At 65.3% G+C, this 14,916-nt stretch carries 13 protein-coding genes; 6 read left to right on the forward strand and 7 right to left on the reverse strand.

Annotated features, from left to right (window positions below; all coding sequences use genetic code 11):
- Positions 1-280 precede the first annotated feature (280 nt).
- Positions 281-2,914, forward strand: a complete 2,634-nt coding sequence (locus DESUT3_RS15775) for a glycosyltransferase (RefSeq protein WP_221249428.1) — start codon at positions 281-283, stop codon at positions 2,912-2,914.
- Positions 2,915-3,133: 219 nt separating this feature from the next.
- On the opposite strand, the gene DESUT3_RS15780 is transcribed toward DESUT3_RS15775, so the two are convergent.
- Both DESUT3_RS15780 and DESUT3_RS15785 read right to left on the reverse strand, forming a co-directional pair.
- The gene (locus DESUT3_RS15780) at positions 3,134-4,801 is read right to left on the reverse strand and encodes an L-lactate MFS transporter (protein ID WP_225911534.1); all 1,668 of its coding nucleotides are present in this window, start codon (positions 4,799-4,801) and stop codon (positions 3,134-3,136) included.
- 411 nt (positions 4,802-5,212) lie between these two features.
- On the reverse strand, positions 5,213-5,776 hold the full coding sequence (locus tag DESUT3_RS15785) for an elongation factor P (RefSeq protein ID WP_221249429.1): 564 nt from the start codon (positions 5,774-5,776) through the stop codon (positions 5,213-5,215).
- A 178-nt stretch (positions 5,777-5,954) separates the two neighbouring features.
- Here DESUT3_RS15785 and efp point away from each other — a divergent pair, with 178 nt between their 5' ends.
- Together efp and DESUT3_RS15795 are read left to right on the forward strand one after the other, a co-directional pair.
- Entirely contained in the window at positions 5,955-6,518 is a 564-nt protein-coding gene (gene efp, locus DESUT3_RS15790) for an elongation factor P (RefSeq protein ID WP_221249430.1), read from the forward strand.
- A gap of 6 nt (positions 6,519-6,524) precedes the next feature.
- On the forward strand, positions 6,525-7,436 hold the full coding sequence (locus DESUT3_RS15795) for an EF-P lysine aminoacylase GenX (RefSeq protein WP_221249431.1): 912 nt from the start codon (positions 6,525-6,527) through the stop codon (positions 7,434-7,436).
- A gap of 98 nt (positions 7,437-7,534) precedes the next feature.
- Here the strand turns inward: DESUT3_RS15795 and DESUT3_RS15800 are convergent, their stop codons facing one another.
- The 5 genes from DESUT3_RS15800 to DESUT3_RS15820 form a co-directional block, all read right to left on the reverse strand.
- Complete coding sequence (locus DESUT3_RS15800; RefSeq protein WP_221249432.1) at positions 7,535-8,575, reverse strand: KamA family radical SAM protein; 1,041 nt, start codon at positions 8,573-8,575, stop codon at positions 7,535-7,537.
- 314 nt (positions 8,576-8,889) lie between these two features.
- Positions 8,890-10,494: a B12-binding domain-containing radical SAM protein gene (locus DESUT3_RS15805; protein ID WP_221249433.1), complete on the reverse strand. Its 1,605-nt coding sequence runs from the start codon at positions 10,492-10,494 to the stop codon at positions 8,890-8,892.
- Positions 10,495-10,499: 5 nt separating this feature from the next.
- The gene (locus DESUT3_RS15810) at positions 10,500-10,928 is read right to left on the reverse strand and encodes a MauE/DoxX family redox-associated membrane protein (protein WP_221249434.1); all 429 of its coding nucleotides are present in this window, start codon (positions 10,926-10,928) and stop codon (positions 10,500-10,502) included.
- Positions 10,925-11,440, reverse strand: coding sequence for a rhodanese-like domain-containing protein (locus tag DESUT3_RS15815; RefSeq protein WP_221249435.1), 516 nt, complete (start codon positions 11,438-11,440; stop codon positions 10,925-10,927). The genes DESUT3_RS15810 and DESUT3_RS15815 overlap by 4 nt, the downstream gene beginning before the upstream one ends.
- A 7-nt stretch (positions 11,441-11,447) precedes the next feature.
- Positions 11,448-11,639 carry a SlyX family protein gene (locus tag DESUT3_RS15820; protein ID WP_221249436.1) on the reverse strand — a complete coding sequence of 64 codons (192 nt, stop codon included), beginning with the start codon at positions 11,637-11,639 and terminating at the stop codon, positions 11,448-11,450.
- A gap of 204 nt (positions 11,640-11,843) precedes the next feature.
- On the opposite strand from DESUT3_RS15820, the gene DESUT3_RS15825 reads away from it, so the two are divergent.
- Genes DESUT3_RS15825 through DESUT3_RS15835 form a run of 3 tightly spaced genes read left to right on the forward strand, consistent with a single transcriptional unit; the run spans position 11,844 to position 14,909 of the window.
- A complete protein-coding gene (locus tag DESUT3_RS15825; protein WP_221249437.1) occupies positions 11,844-12,674 on the forward strand; it encodes an SCO family protein in 831 nt (276 codons plus the stop codon).
- Positions 12,675-12,681: 7 nt separating this feature from the next.
- Positions 12,682-14,313: a cytochrome c oxidase subunit I gene (gene ctaD, locus DESUT3_RS15830; protein WP_221249438.1), complete on the forward strand. Its 1,632-nt coding sequence runs from the start codon at positions 12,682-12,684 to the stop codon at positions 14,311-14,313.
- Complete coding sequence (locus DESUT3_RS15835) at positions 14,310-14,909, forward strand: cytochrome c oxidase subunit 3 family protein (protein ID WP_221249439.1); 600 nt, start codon at positions 14,310-14,312, stop codon at positions 14,907-14,909. The genes ctaD and DESUT3_RS15835 overlap by 4 nt, the downstream gene beginning before the upstream one ends.
- Positions 14,910-14,916 lie beyond the last annotated feature (7 nt).

Below are 14,916 nucleotides of genomic sequence, written 5' to 3' on the forward strand. Positions count from 1 at the left end.
CCTTTATTTTGCCCTATTGACAATTCCCTGGAGTGGGAGTATATGATTGCTCGATCGATAGTGGGCTGAAGGGGTATACGCCTTCTGCCCAGGCGGGAGAATCGTTTTTCAGCCCTCTCCAAGACAGGTTGCAGCGGCCATGCCCACGGGCCCTTCGGGCCAAGATTTTTAAATAACTGACATTTCTAATGTTCATGCCCTTCCCGTCCGAGGAGGGGCATTTGTCGTTTATGGGCAAAAATCGGACACCACCTCTGTCTTTAAAGGAAAACTACAGAGTATGAGAAAAACCGGAATATTTATCGTCCTGCTCGTGGTTCTGGCCAACCTGGGTATCTGGGCCTACGCCAACCAACCCAAGGAGGCGCGCGACTGGCGCGGGGAGATCCGCGGATTCTCCTTCAGCCCCTTCGGCAAGGACCAGGACCCCTTTGAAAAGAAATACCCGAGCGTTGCGGATATCGACCGCGACCTGACCCTGCTCGCCACCAAAGCGAACCGGGTGCGCTCCTACTCCTCGGCCGAAGGCCAGGAGCATATCCCCGCCGTCGCCCAGGCCCACGGCCTCAAGGTGACCGCCGGGGCCTGGCTCGACAGGGATCTGGACAAAAACCGGATGGAGATCGAGCAGCTGATCGTCAACACCAACAGCTATCACAGCGTCGAGCGGGCCATGGTGGGCAACGAGGTCATCCTGCGCGGGGATCTCAGCGTGGCCGAACTGGGCGAGTACATCGCCGAGGTCCGTGCGGCGACCAAGGTCCCGGTGGGGACCGCCGAGCCCTGGCACGTCTGGCTCAAGCACCCCGAGCTGGCCGGCCTGGTCGACTTCATCGCCATCCACATCCTCCCCTACTGGGAAGGGGTGCCCGCGGACAAGGCCATCGCCTGGACCCAGGACTGCTACGACCAGGTGGCGCGGGCCTTCCCCGGCAAGCCGGTGATCATCGGCGAGGTCGGCTGGCCGAGCGCCGGGCCGCGCTGGGAGAAGTCCGAACCCTCGGTGGTGAACCAGGCCCGTTTCGTGCGCGAATTCCTCAACCTGGCGGCGGAGAAGAATTACGACTACTTCCTCATGGAGGCCATCGACCAGCCCTGGAAAAAGGCCCTTGAAGGCCGGGCCGGGGCCCACTGGGGGATGTTCGACGCCGACCGCCAACCCAAGTACCCGCTGATCGGCGAGGTGGTCGAGCAGCCGTTGTGGCCCTGGCAGTTCGCCGTCGCCACCCTGCTTGCCCTGTGCCCGATGGTGCTGTTCCTGCGCAATTGGGACAACCTCAAGCGGCGCGGCCAGCTGTTTTTCGCCGTGCTGATCCAGGTGGCCGCTTCGATGTTCGCCTGGACCGCGTTTTTGCCCATCACCACCGCCATGACCCCCGCCGGGCTGACCGTCTGGGGCGTGCTGCTGCCGGCCCAGGCCGCCCTGCTGCTGGTGGTGTTGACCAACGGCCTGGAGATGTCCGAAATCCTCTGGGTGCAGCGCTGGCGGCGCCGTTTCCTCCCCGTCGAGGAAAAGTCCGGCGGACCCCAGCCCAAGGTGTCGATCCACCTGGCCATCTACAACGAGCCGCCCGAGTTGGTCTTCCAGACCCTCGACGGGCTTTCCCGCCTCGACTACCCCGACTTCGAGGTGCTGGTCATCGACAACAACACCGCCCGCGAAGAAGTCTGGCGGCCGGTGGAGGAATACTGCGCGCGGCTCGGCGAGCGCTTCCGCTTCTTCCACCTGCCCAAGTGGCCCGGCTACAAGGCCGGTGCCCTGAACTTCGGCATGAGCCAGACCCATCCCGATGCCGCCATCGTCGGCGTCATCGACAGCGACTACGTGGTCAGCCCCGACTGGCTGAGCAAGCTGGTCCCCTACTTCGATCGCCCCGAGGTCGGCTTCGTGCAGGCCCCGCAGGATAACCGCGAGTGGCAGGGCGATTTGTTCAAGACCATGATCAACTGGGAGTACAACGGCTTTTTCCAGATCGGCATGGTGCACCGCAACGAGCGCAACGCCATTATCCAGCACGGCACCATGACCCTGGTGCGCCGCACGGCCCTCAACGAGGTCGGCAACTGGGGCGAATGGTGCATCTGCGAGGACGCCGAGCTCGGCCTGCGCCTTTTCGAGGCCGGCTACGAGTCGGTCTACGTCAACCACGACTTCGGCCACGGCGTGGTTCCCACCAGCTTCGCCGGCTACAAGGGGCAGCGCTTCCGCTGGACCTACGGTGCGGTGCAGATCCTGCGCCGCCACTGGCGCGCGCTGCTGCCCTGGAACAAGTCGGGCCTGACCCTGGGGCAGAAGTTCCACTTCGCCACCGGCTGGCTCCCCTGGTTCACCGACGCCATGCACCTGCTGTTCACCTTCGCCGGGGTGTTCTGGACCGTGGGGATGCTGCTGCTGCCCCACGAGTTCGAAATCCCCCTGCAGGTCTTCCTGGTGCCGACCCTGGGGCTGTTCGTCTTCAAGGTCATGCACGCGCTGGTGCTCTACCGGGCCCGGGTGCGCTGCACCTTCTGGCAGAGCGTCGGGGCCGCCATCGCCGGCATGGGTCTGACCCACACCATCGCCCGGGCCATCTTCAACGGGCTGTGGACCTCGAGCAAACCCTTCCTGCGCACCCCCAAGGGCGAAGGGCGCCCCGCCGTGTTCCAGGGGGTGGCCATGGCCTGGGAGGAGACCCAGATCATGTTGCTGCTGTGGCTGACCGCGGTGGCCAGCCTCTGGTTCTTCGGCCTCGACAACGTCGAGGGGCTGCTCTGGGCAGCGCTGTTGCTGGTCCAGTCGATCCCCTACGCCTCGGCGCTGCTCACCTCGCTGGCCAGCACCCTGCCCCGGGTGCACCTGGTGCTGCCGCGCTTCGGCTCCGGGCTGCTGCGGATGCTGTGGAATCCCCGGCCGCGGCGCACCCCGATGGGGTAAGGCCGGCTGAACAAAGCACAAAAAAAGAGGCGGGAGCGATTCCGCCTCTTTTTTTGTGCCCATGGACCCGGTGCGCCCTTTTTTCCCCGCGCCGCAACCAGCCGCGGCGGCTTTGTTGCACCCCAGGCAGGCGCCCTCCCTCCTTTTGCAAAAAGGCTGACGCAAACAAAAAAGGCCCCGCCGAAGCGGGGCCAGAAGATAACTAACACGGAACGGGAATCAGTCGGCCTTCTGCAGGGCCAGTTCCTCGTCCTCCAGCTCCTGGGCCACGGGCACCGTAGCGGGAGCCTCGGCCTTGCGGGTACGCAGGGAGAGCGAGAGCATGGCGCCGACCAGCAGCAGCACGCCGGCGGCGGCGAAGGACGTGGTGAACCCTCCGGTCTTGACCTTGAGCATCTCCGAAACGCGGACCAGGACGAAGGCGCCGATGCCCCAGGCGCTGAACAGCATGCCGTAGTTCATGCCGAAGTTCTTCATCCCCCAGTAGTCCTTGGCGAAGGCGGGGAACAGGGCCAGGTTGGTGCCGTAGTTGAAGACCATGAAGGTGACCAGCAGGGTGACCAGGACCGGGTTGCCTTTGCCGCTGAGCATGGGGATCGCGGCGAACATCAACGCCCCCTGGAAGACCAGCATGAAGGTCAGGGTGTTGGCCCGCCCCAGCTTATCGGAGACCACCCCGGCCACCAGGCGGCCGGCGGCGTTGCCGATGGACATGATGGCCACCACCAGGAAGGCCATCTCGCCCAGGCTGGCCTTGGCCAGGCCCTTGGCGCTGCCGATGACCATCAGGCCGGCGCCGGCGCCGATGAAAAAGCAGACCCACAGGGTATAGAACTTGGCCTGGCTGAACAGCTGGGTGGGCGTGAAATCGATCGAGGGAGCGGCTTTCTTGGCAGCCTGCTTGGCCGCGGGGGCCGGCACATACCCAGCGGGGGGGTTGCTGATCAGCATCGCCAGGGCACAGACCACGATGGTAAAGGCGACCCCAAAGTAAAGCATCGACTGCTGCAGGCCGTGGACGCCGAGCAGGTAGGTGGCCAGCGGAGCGATGTAGACCGAGGCCAGCCCGAAGCCGGAGACCACGATCCCGGCGATGAGGCCGGTTTTGGCGGGGGAAAACCATTTGAGCGCCGGGGGAGTGGCCGCCGAATAGCCGAAGCCGATCCCCATGCCGGCCAGCACGCCGAAGCCCATGATCCACGACCAGTAGGCGGTGGTCTGGGAGACCCAGACGAAACCGGCGCCGACCAGCAGGCCGCCGATGATGCAGGTGACCCGCGGGCCGAACTTGTCCTGGACCTTGCCGGCGATGATCATGGCGGCGGAGAAGACCAGGCAGGCCACGGCGTAAGGGTCGTTGATCGAAGCGGGATCCCAGTTGAAGGGTCCGCCGGCCTTGATGGAGTCGGAGATGGCGCCTTTGAAGATACTCCAGGTGTACAAAATGCCCAGCGCCAGATTGATGCCGGTACCTGCCAGGGCGACGATCCACCCTCTGCTGCTCGATGCCTGTTGTTGGGTCATTGCTCTCTCCTCCTTGGATTGATAAGAGTTCTGGTAATAAGTGCCCGATACGTAGCGCATTTGGTAAGGGAGCGGCCAACGGGCCTTGAACGGTCTGACCACCGGTCGGCCGGGGTGCGGACGGGAGTTTCCGGGGGCGTCCCCTTCCCTGTCCCGGGGAGCCTCCTCAACCGGCCGCTTGCGGCCCCCGCTCGCCTGGTCGGGAAACCTCGAGGCCAGCTCCTGGTATCTGCTGCAGTCGGCAAAACGGCAGTTGCAGTGGCTGACCATCATCCTGGCATCGTGGGGGGAGATATAGCCGCACCCCACGTCGCAGTAGTCTTCGTTTTTGCGAAAGAAGGGACAAAGCTGCATGCCTTCCATAACTTTCCTCGCCAGGATGGGGTTAGCTGATGCCTTCCCTGTTGCGTATACAGTAAGAGCAACGGGCATACCAATGTTTTATCGTGTTGACAAAACCTGGCTTTTCAATCTGTTTTCAAGCAGTTACCAATAGATTCAGCGCCAGGACCCACACTCGCGGATTCGCAGTTATGCGAATCTGGGGAGGCTGGTCGGAGTCGGCAGAGGGCAGGTCAGAGGGTGGGGCCAAGGGTAGCGGTGGCAGCGGCAGGCCAGCCAGTCAGGCGCTTTGAGGATGGATTCGGCAATTGCAAAACGGGGTTTTGCATCCATGCAAAGCCCCAGGAGAATGGATTTCGCAAATCTGCAAAATAAAAAGCCGCCCTGGTGGGGGCGGCTTTGGCGGGGCGCTTCAAGAGGGTCGCGGGGCGCTCAGGCCCGGGAGACGAAGCGGCATTCGCGGGTGTCGATCTTGATTTTCTCGCCCGACTCCAGGTAACCGGGGACCTGGATGCGCAAACCGGTCTCCAGGAGCGCCTCCTTGGTCTGGGCGGTTGCGGTGGCGTTCTTGATCGCCGGGGCGGTCTCGGTCACGGTCAGCTCCACGGTCATGGGCGGATCGACGCTGACCACCTGCCCTTGGAACACCCCGAGCTGTACTTCGGCCCCCTCGAGCAGATAGCCTTGGATCGGTTCGTACATGTCGGGGCCGAGTTCGTACTGCTCGTAGCTCTCCAGGTCCATGAAGACCCCGCCGTCGCCCGAGGCATAGAGGAACTGCCCTTTGCGCCGTTCGAAGTCGGCCGCATCGACCCTTTCGCCGGCTTTGAAAGTCTTCTCCAACACCTGGCCGGTGAGCAGGTTGCGGTACTTGGTCTTGACCAGGGTGCTGCCGCCCCGGGCGGAAGGGGACTGGGTGGTGAAGTCCAGAACCAGGCAGGGCGCGTTGTCGAGCTGCATGACAAAGCCGCGTTTCAGATCTGCGGTGGTGCTCATGATGGTCATCTCCTGACGGAATAGGTTTTGATTTGCCGGAATTTACCATAATCGCCCCCCCGCTGGCAATCGTCATCCGGTCAATTTTTCAGTGACAAGGAAGCGAATTCTGTGGTTAAATGACGCGTTTTACCGACCACCGACGATTCGCTGAAAATACATACAAGGAGATTGCCCCATGTACAGCTGCGCCGACCTGAAGAAAGGTCTCAAATTGATGATCGACGGCGAACCCCACGTCATCGTCCAGTTCGATTTCACCAAGCCCGGCAAGGGCCAGGCGCTCTACAAGTGCAAGCTGCGCAACATGATCACCGGCTCGCTGTTCGACCGCACCTACCGCAGTGGCGAGTCCTTCGAGCCGGCCAGCCTCGAAGAGCGGGAAATGCAATACCTCTACCAGGATGAGACCGGCTACGTCTTCATGGACAACCGCAACTTCGAGCAGGTCACCATGAGCGCCGACACCCTGGGCGACGACAAGTACTTCCTGGTCGACAACATGGAGGTCAAGATCCTGCTGTTCAACGGCCAGGGAATCGGCATCACCCTGCCCAACTTCGTCAACCTGCGCGTCACCCAGGCCGACCCCTGGGTCAAGGGCGACACCGCCGCCGGCAACAACAAGCCGGCCACCGTCGAGACCGGCTACAGCCTGCAGGTCCCCTCCTTCGTCGAGCAGGACACGCTGATCCAGATCGACACCCGCACCGGCGAGTACGTGACCCGCGTCAAGGAATAAGCCGGCATGGAACCGAACTGGGCGCTGGCGCGAAAGCGCCCCGCCCTGGAAAAACGGGCCCGGATCCTTCAAGGGATCCGGGCCTTTTTCGTAGCGCGGGAATTTCTCGAAGTGGAGACCCCGCAGCGCATCCCCGCCAACGCCCCCGAGTTCCACATCGATGCGGTAGGCAGCGAGGGGTGGTTTCTGCACACCTCGCCCGAGCTGTGCATGAAGCGCCTGCTCGCCGCCGGCTACCCGCGCCTGTTCCAGCTCTGCCGCTGCTGGCGCCAGGGGGAGCGCGGCAGCCGGCACCTGCCCGAGTTCACCATGCTCGAATGGTACCGGGCCGAGGCCGACTACCGGGCCCTGATGGATGACTGCGAGGCGCTGCTGCAGGCGCTGCTCCCGCAAGGGCGGCTCACCTGGCAGGGACAGGCCATCGACCTGGCGCCCCCCTGGGAGCGGCTCAGCGTGCGCGAGGCCTTTGCCCGCTACGCCTCCATCGGCCTGGACGAGGCTCTGGGCGGCGGCCGCTTCGACGAGATCATCGCCCTGGAGGTCGAGCCGCACCTGGGGCTGCAGACCCCGACCTTTCTCATCGACTACCCAGTCCAGCTGGCCGCTCTGGCCCGGGCCAAGCCCGCCGATCCCCGAGTCGCCGAGCGCTTCGAACTCTACATCGCCGGGCTCGAGTTGGCCAACGCCTTCTCCGAGCTGACCGACCCCGTCGAGCAGCGCCAGCGCTTCGCCCGGGACGAGGCCGAGCGGCGCGCTGCCGGCAAGCCCCCCTACCCCTCGCCGGAGAAGTTTCTCGACGAGCTCGCCGCCATGCCCCCCGCCGCCGGCATCGCCCTGGGGGTCGACCGGCTGGTGCAGCTACTGTGCGACGCCGCGACCATCGACCAGGTGGTGGCCTTCACCCCGGAGGAGCTCTGAGGGGCGCAGGCTGCGCCGACCAGGCAAATAAAGGGGTCAACAATGCCCAGGATACGGCAAAGGCCGGAGCGTTTCGCTCCGGCCTTTGCCGTTTGACCTCAGTCGCCGTTGGGATAGACGATGCGCTCGCCGTCAGGGGCCCGCAGCAGGGCGCTCTCGCCCAGGCGCTCCAGATAGCCCGGGACCAGCGGCACCTTGCCCTTGCCCCCCGGCAGATCGACCACGTACTGGGGAATGGCCATCCCCGAAACCTCGCCGCCCAGCGCGGCGAGGATCTCCAGCCCCCTTTCGAGGCGGCTGCGGAAATGCCCGGTGCCGGCGGTCAGATCCATCTGGTGCAGATAATAGGGGCGCACCCGAATCCGCATCAGCCCCCGCACCAGCTCGGCCATCACCGCCGGCTCGTCGTTGACCCCGGCCAGCAGCACCGTCTGGTTGCCCAGGGCGATACCGGCGTCGGCCAGCCGCCCGCAGGCCTCGGCGGCTGCGGCGGTGAGCTCGGCGGGGTGGTTGAAGTGGGTATTGAGATAGAGGGGATGGAACTGCCGGAGGGTGCGGCAGAGCTCCTCGGTGATCCGCTCGGGCAGGGTGACGGGGACCCGGCTGCCGATGCGGATGACCTCCACGTGGGGGATCCTGCGCAGCCGCGCCAGGATGTCGCCGAGCATGCGGTCGGACATCAGCAGCGGGTCGCCCCCGGAGAGCAGCACGTCCTTGATCCGCGGGTTGCGGCCGATGTAGTCGATGCCGTCGAGGATCTCGCCGAAGGAGACCGAGTGGCCGCCGCAGCCGACCTTGCGCTTGCGGGTGCAGAAGCGGCAGTAGGCGGCGCAGACGTTGGAGACCAGAAACAGGGCCCGGTCGGGGTAACGGTGGACGATGCTCGGGACCGGCGACAGGTGTTCCTCGTTGAGCGGGTCGGCGGGCAGGCCGTCGGCCAGCAGTTCGGCCGGGTCGGGGACGCACTGTTTCCAGATCGGGTCGCCGATTTCGCGGATCAGCCCCAGGTAGTGGGGGGTGATGCGCATGGGGTAGCGCTCGACCACCGCCTCGAGCGCCGCCACGTCGACAGGGAAATGCTCGGCGAGTTGCGCCGGGGTGGTGATGCACTGCTTGAGCTGCTGCTGCCAGAGTTCCATAAAAAACCTGTGCGATAGACTGCGAAAAACCTGCCTACCGAAAGCGGGCCGTAGATTAACGCAGAAAATACCGGATTGAAATACTCACTTGTTACCGAGCGGACTCAAGCAGGCTAAAGCCTGCAGAGTCATTAATTCAAAGAGTCCTGAATAACAGGGATGAACAGGATAAATGGGATTAAGGCCAAACCCTCAAACTTTTTCTTTGGCTCTATTCCCTTCATCCCCTTTATCCCTGTGAAAAATTTCCCGGATTGCTGCAGTCAAGGCGTCAAGCCTGAGCGAGGCGGACAGAGCCCCAAGGTCTATTCCCCTCATTTCTCATCGGGCGGGAAAAACCAGGCATGATTGGAGGTGAACAGGGGCGGGGTCCGGTTGACGATCTCGCGGATGGCCGGCGACCCGAGCAGCCGCTGCTTCAGGAAGCGGCGCGCCTCGGCCCTCCCCCAGCCGCCTGAGGGCTCGAAGGAGCGGTACAGCCCGAGGTCCCCCGCGGCGCCCAGCCCGGCGGAATGGCGGATACCGGCGGCTTGCGGCTCGGCCAGCAGCCCCGACTCGCGGGGCAGGTTCATGATGGCGAGGTTCAGAAAGTCGATCTCCCCGGCATGGGCCTCGAGAAACCTCAGGGTCTGCTCGGCGTCGGCTTCGCTCTCCCCCGGGGTGCCGAGCATGATGTAGACGTAGCTGGCGATCCCCGCTCGGCGCAGGTTGCCGAGGATCCGCGCCGCGGCCTCCAGGCGGATCCCCTTGCCGAGCCGGTCGAGCACTGCCTGGGAGCCGCTCTCCAGACCAAGCTGCAGCAGGCGGCAGCCGGCGGCGGCCAGCCCGTCGACCAGGGGCTGCTCGAGCAGCGCCGGCTCGAAGCGGACGAAGCCGTGCCAGTTGAGCCCCCCGAGATCCCCCGCCCGGCGGGCCAGGGCCCGCAGCACCCCGAGCGGCACGGCGTTGTCGGTCAGGTGGAAGTGCCGCACCCGGTAGCGCGCGGCCAGCTCGAGCAGCAGGTCCGGGAACGCCTCGGCCGGCGCCGAGCTGTAGGGGTGGGTCGGCGCGCTGGCTTCGGGGCAGAACTGGCAGCGCCGCCAGTAACAGCCGCGGCTGGCGCTCAGCTGCAGGGTCGCCCGGGGCGATAAATAGTCCCCCAGGGGGGCGAATCCGTAGTCGGGGAGCAGCCCGACCCGCGCGCCGTCCTCGAGAAAATAGCTGCCGCCCCCCGCGCCGCGGGCCAGGCGCTCCAGGGAGAGTTCGCCGGGGCCGAAAACGATGCGGGAAAAACAGGAAAACCCGTGGCCGCGCTCCAGCAGGGGCCCTTTCCAGGAGCTGAACATGCCCCCCCCGCCGATTACCTCCAGGGCGGGGAACTCGCGCCGCAGCAGCCCGGCCAGGGCGAAGGCGGGCACCACCTGGTGGCGGTAGTTGACCGAAAGCCCCACCAGGCGCGGCCCCAGCTGCGCCACCCGGGGCAGGAGCCGCTGGCGGAAATAGTCGTCGAAAATCGTCGCCAGACCTCCGCGCGCCAGTCTTTCCAGGGCGACGGGATCGAACTCGCTGCAGCCGCCGTGCTGGTAGTCCCCCAGGGTCAGCCGCTCGGCGCCGCCCTCCCCCCGCCAGAGGCCCAGCGCCCGGTTGAGGTGTTCCACCGCGGTGGCGTAGCGGGCACTCGAGCGTGCCCCTTCCGCCGAGCGCAGCAGCTCCAGGGACTTTGCCGCGTGGCGCAGGGCCCGGCGCAGGGCGGTGGAAGGCTGGTCGCCGGCTGCCGTCCGCAGCCGCTCGGGATCGAGCAGGTGAAGGTAGGCCTCGAGGTTGGCGTCAACGGCCTCGGTGGCGACCCCCTGGCCGCGCAGGTGGGCGAGCAGCACCGCGACCCCCAGCGGAGCCTCGGCGGGCTTGGCGGCGGGGGGATGAATCAGCAGCACGTCCACGGGGGTCAGGTGGGGAGCCGGCCCCGCAACCGGTAGGTGAGAAACACCAGGATCATGATCCCGGCGTCGCGGGCCAGGGCGGCCCAGGCGCTGGTGTGCCCTTCGCCGCCGGGATCGAAGCAGCCGCAGTCGATCTCCATGCCCCGGGCCACCACCGAAGCCAGGGCCACCATGAAGACAGCGGTCAGGCCGCCGAGCAGCAAGGCCGCGGGACGCACCTTGCGATTGCAGACCAGCAGCAGCCCGGCGACCGCCTCCACGTAGGGAAGGGTGGCGGCCACCAGGTAGTTCCAGGCATAGGGGAGGATCTGGTAATTGGCCACGTCGCCGGCGAAAGCGGTGATATCGCTGGCCTTGATGGCCCCGGCGTAGAGGAACAACCCGCCCAGCAGCAGCCTGCTCAGATGGTAGAGATATCGGCCTGCCCGGCTCATGGTTCTCCCTTTTCCACGTTCAGGCCCGCGTCGCGCCACTCGGGGAAGCCCCCCTCGTAAACCCGCACGTCCTCATACCCCTCGGTCAGCAGCCTGACTCCGAGGTCGAAGGAGTCGGGGCAGCCGAAGCCGCTGCAGTAGATCACCAGGACCGCATCCCGGGGCACCTTGGCGGCGAACCCCGCCAGGGCGCTGTCGACCTCGCCCAAAGGCAGGGACCAGGCTCCGGGCAGGTGCCCCTCGAGGTAAACTTCCCAGGCCCGGGCGTCCACGGCGATCGCCCCGCCGGCCAGCAGTTCGCGGACCTGGGCGAGCTCCACCGGGATCGGGAAGCGCAGGGCGTTTGGATTCCCCTCGTCGGCGGGCGGCTCCTGGACCAGGCGCAGCGGCGCCTTGACCTTGCCGGAGAAGGCATCCATCACCAGCTGGGTGTTGAAGGAGAGGCCCAGCACCACGCCGAGCACGAAGATGACGACGGCCTCCAGGGCTATGCGGCGAAATTCGGCGGACAAGGCGGTCTCACTCGTCGGGGGACTCGGGGAGGCTGGGCGCCAGGGCCCGGAGCATCTCCATGACCATGCGGTTTTCCCGTTCGAGGCGGGCGAGGCGCCGGTCGCACTCGACGACCACCTCGTTCAGTTCCTCGACCAGGTTGGACTGGTGGGCGTAGCGAATTTCCAGCTCGTTCAGGCGCTCTTCAAGGCTGCTCAAGGTTGCACTCCGGATGACTCCTGGGATTTTTTCCCATGCTAGCAGAACCACCCGTTTTCTGCAACGCTCCCGCCGCCCTCGCCAGCGCCGCCGAGACGCGTTGCAAAATGGCGCGAAGATGTTATGATTGCTCGGATATTTCGTTCGCCTGCCAGCTGCGGCGGCACGCATTAATTTATCCCTGAATCCATGCAGGAGGGTCCGATGATTCAAGCCACCACGCCCTCCCCCCTCGCCCGCGCGCTGCTCCCCGCGCTCCCCTGCGTCTGGTTGCTGGCGGCCCTGGCCTTTGCCCTGGTCCCGGCAGCTTCGCTGGGCGGGGTGCAGCCGGCCGGGCCATCCCCGATCGGAGTCGAAGAGCGCCTTGGGGAGAGCATCCCCCTCGATCTGAGCTTTACCGACGAGGAGGGGCGACGGGTGCTGCTCAAGGAGCTGATCAGCCGGCCGACCATCATCGCCCCGGTCTATTACCGCTGCTCCAACGTCTGCAATTTTCTGCAGGTGGGGCTGGCCCGCTCCCTGCCCGAGCTGAAACTGAAACCCGGGGAAGACTTCCAGGTCCTCTCGATCAGCTTCGACGAAACCGAGACGCCCCACTGGGCGCGCAACATAAAGCGCATCCACATGGCCGCCATGGGGGGGAAGTTTCCCGAGCAGAGCTGGCGCTTTCTGACCGGAGAGCTCGAGGACATCCAACGCCTGACCGAGGCCGCCGGCTACCGCTACCAGCGCCAGGGGGTCGACTTTCTCCACCCGGTGGCGGTCTTCGTGGTCACCGCCGACGGCAAGATCGTCCGCTACCTCTACGGGACGTCGTATCTGCCGATGGACCTGACCCTGTCGCTGATGGAGGCGGCCGAGGGGCGCGTCGGCCCCACCATCCGCAAGGTGGTGGAATTCTGTTTCAGCTACGACCCGGCCAACAAGACCTACGTCTTCAACCTGTTGCGGGTGTCGGGAACCATTGTCTTTCTGACCGCGGCGGGGCTGCTGACCTTCCTGGTCGTCACCGGCCGCAGGAAAAACCTTCACTGAGGATTCTATGGCAGAGACACACCTTCAGGCTACGGCACCGGACCGGGGCTTTCTGACCCCGCGGGAGGACTACTCGGGACTCTTCTCGTGGATTTTCTCCACCGACCACAAACGGATCGGCCTGCTCTACTTCTGGTCCATCGTCACCTTTTTCCTCACCGGGGTCACCCTCGGGCTGCTGATCCGCCTGGAGCTGTTTCTGCCGGGCAAGACCATCGTCGAGGCCCAGACCTACAACGCCATGTTCACCCTGCACGGGGTGATCATGATCTTCCTGTTCATCATCCCCGGCATCCCGGCGGCCTTCGGCAACCTGGTGCTGCCGATCCAGATCGGCGCCAAGGACGTGGCCTTCCCGCGGCTGAACCTGCTCTCCTGGTGGCTCTACGCCATCGGCGCGGCCATGGCCCTGGGCTCGCTGTTCAGCGGCGGCGGGGCCCCCGACACCGGCTGGACCTTCTACGTCCCCTTCAGCGTGCAGACCACCACCAACGTCTCGCTGGCCGCCTTCGCCGTGTTCATCCTCGGCTTCTCCTCGATCCTCACCGGCCTCAACTTCATCACCACCATCCACCGGATGCGCGCCCCGGGGATGAGCTGGGGGCGCCTGCCGCTGTTCATCTGGTCGCTCTACGCCACCGCCTGGGTCCAGGTGCTGGCCACCCCCATCCTCGGCATCACCCTGGCGCTGGTGCTGGTCGAGCGGCTGCTCGGCACCGGCCTGTTCGACCCCACCCGGGGGGGCGACCCGATCATGTTCCAGCACCTGTTCTGGATCTATTCCCACCCGGCGGTCTACATCATGGTGCTGCCCGGCATGGGGGTGATCTCGGACATCATCCCGGTGTTCGCCCGCAAGCCGGCCTTCGGCTACAAGGCCATCGCCGTCTCCTCCATCGCCATCGCCGCGGCCGGTTCCCTGGTCTGGGGGCACCACATGTTCACCAGCGGCATGAGCGACATGGCGGTGCTGGTCTTTTCGTTGCTGACCTTCGTCGTCGCCATCCCCTCGGCGGTCAAGGTCTTCAACTGGGTCGCCACCCTCTACAAGGGGTCGATCTCCCTCGACCCGCCGCTGCTCTTCGCCCTCTCCTTCATCCTGCTGTTCGCCATCGGCGGCCTGACCGGCCTGGTGCTGGGCGCCCCGGCCACCGACGTGCACGTGCACGACACCCATTTCGTGGTCGGCCACTTCCACTACACCATGTTCGGCGGCACCGGCATGGCCTTTTTCGCCGCCATGCACTACTGGCTGCCGAAGATCTACGGCCGCATGTACAACAAGCGCATCGCCACCATCGCCTGGGGCCTGATCTTCGTCGGCTTCAACGTGCTCTACCTGTCGATGAAGGTCGTCGGCATGCAGGGGATGCCGCGCCGCTACTACGACTACATCCCCGAATTCACCCGTCTCAACCAGCTGGCCACGGTCGGCTCCTGGATTCTCGGCATCGGGGTGTTTCTCATGTTCTTCAACCTGATCCGCGGCACCTTCCGCGGCCAGCCGGTCGGTGACAACCCCTGGGGGGGCGCCACCCTGGAATGGACCACCTCTTCACCGCCGCCGACGGAGAACTTCGAGGTCGACCCGGTGGTGACCCACGGCCCCTACGATTTCAAAGCAGCGGGGATCCTATGAGCGAGGTGCACAAGGACTACGCCGGCGCCAAGTTCGGCATGTGGCTGTTTCTGTTCACCGAGCTGCTGCTGTTCGGCGGCTTGTTCATCCTCTACGGGGTCTACCTGCACCGCTACCCCGAGGAGTTCGTCAAGGCCGGCGGCGAGCTCAACGTGGTGTTCGGCGCGGTCAACACCCTGGTGCTGCTGACCAGCAGCCTGGCGGTGGCCATGTCGATCACCGCTCTGCAGAAGGGCAACCGCAGGTTGACCCTGGTGCTGCTGGCGGTCACCATCGCCTCGGCGCTGATCTTTCTGGTCAACAAGTACTTCGAATGGAGCGCCAAGATCCACCACGGCCTCTACCCCGACTCGCCCCACCTCAAGGAGCTGGCCCCGGGGGAGAGCGTCTTTTTCGGGCTCTACTACGTGACCACCGGCCTGCACGGGCTGCACGTGGTGATCGGCGGGGCCCTGCTGGCCTGGGTATTCGTCCAGGTGCGCTCCGGGCGGGTACATGCCGAGGATTTCGTGGCCCTGGAAAATTCCGGGCTCTACTGGCACCTGGTCGACCTGATCTGGATCTTCATCTTCCCGCTGTATTATTTGATTCTTTAGTGGTCAG

The organism is Desulfuromonas versatilis, from assembly GCF_019704135.1.
Classification (GTDB): Bacteria; Desulfobacterota; Desulfuromonadia; order Desulfuromonadales; family NIT-T3; genus Desulfuromonas_A; species Desulfuromonas_A versatilis.

Coding starts and splice junctions, on each gene's coding strand:
- DESUT3_RS15775 (WP_221249428.1), top strand. CDS start 281: ATGAGAAAAACCGGAATATTTATCGTCCTGCTCGTGGTTCTGGCCAAC.
- DESUT3_RS15780 (WP_225911534.1), bottom strand. CDS start 4,801: ATGGAAGGCATGCAGCTTTGTCCCTTCTTTCGCAAAAACGAAGACTAC.
- DESUT3_RS15785 (WP_221249429.1), bottom strand. CDS start 5,776: ATGAGCACCACCGCAGATCTGAAACGCGGCTTTGTCATGCAGCTCGAC.
- efp (WP_221249430.1), top strand. CDS start 5,955: ATGTACAGCTGCGCCGACCTGAAGAAAGGTCTCAAATTGATGATCGAC.
- DESUT3_RS15795 (WP_221249431.1), top strand. CDS start 6,525: ATGGAACCGAACTGGGCGCTGGCGCGAAAGCGCCCCGCCCTGGAAAAA.
- DESUT3_RS15800 (WP_221249432.1), bottom strand. CDS start 8,575: ATGGAACTCTGGCAGCAGCAGCTCAAGCAGTGCATCACCACCCCGGCG.
- DESUT3_RS15810 (WP_221249434.1), bottom strand. CDS start 10,928: ATGAGCCGGGCAGGCCGATATCTCTACCATCTGAGCAGGCTGCTGCTG.
- DESUT3_RS15825 (WP_221249437.1), top strand. CDS start 11,844: ATGATTCAAGCCACCACGCCCTCCCCCCTCGCCCGCGCGCTGCTCCCC.
- ctaD (WP_221249438.1), top strand. CDS start 12,682: ATGGCAGAGACACACCTTCAGGCTACGGCACCGGACCGGGGCTTTCTG.
- DESUT3_RS15835 (WP_221249439.1), top strand. CDS start 14,310: ATGAGCGAGGTGCACAAGGACTACGCCGGCGCCAAGTTCGGCATGTGG.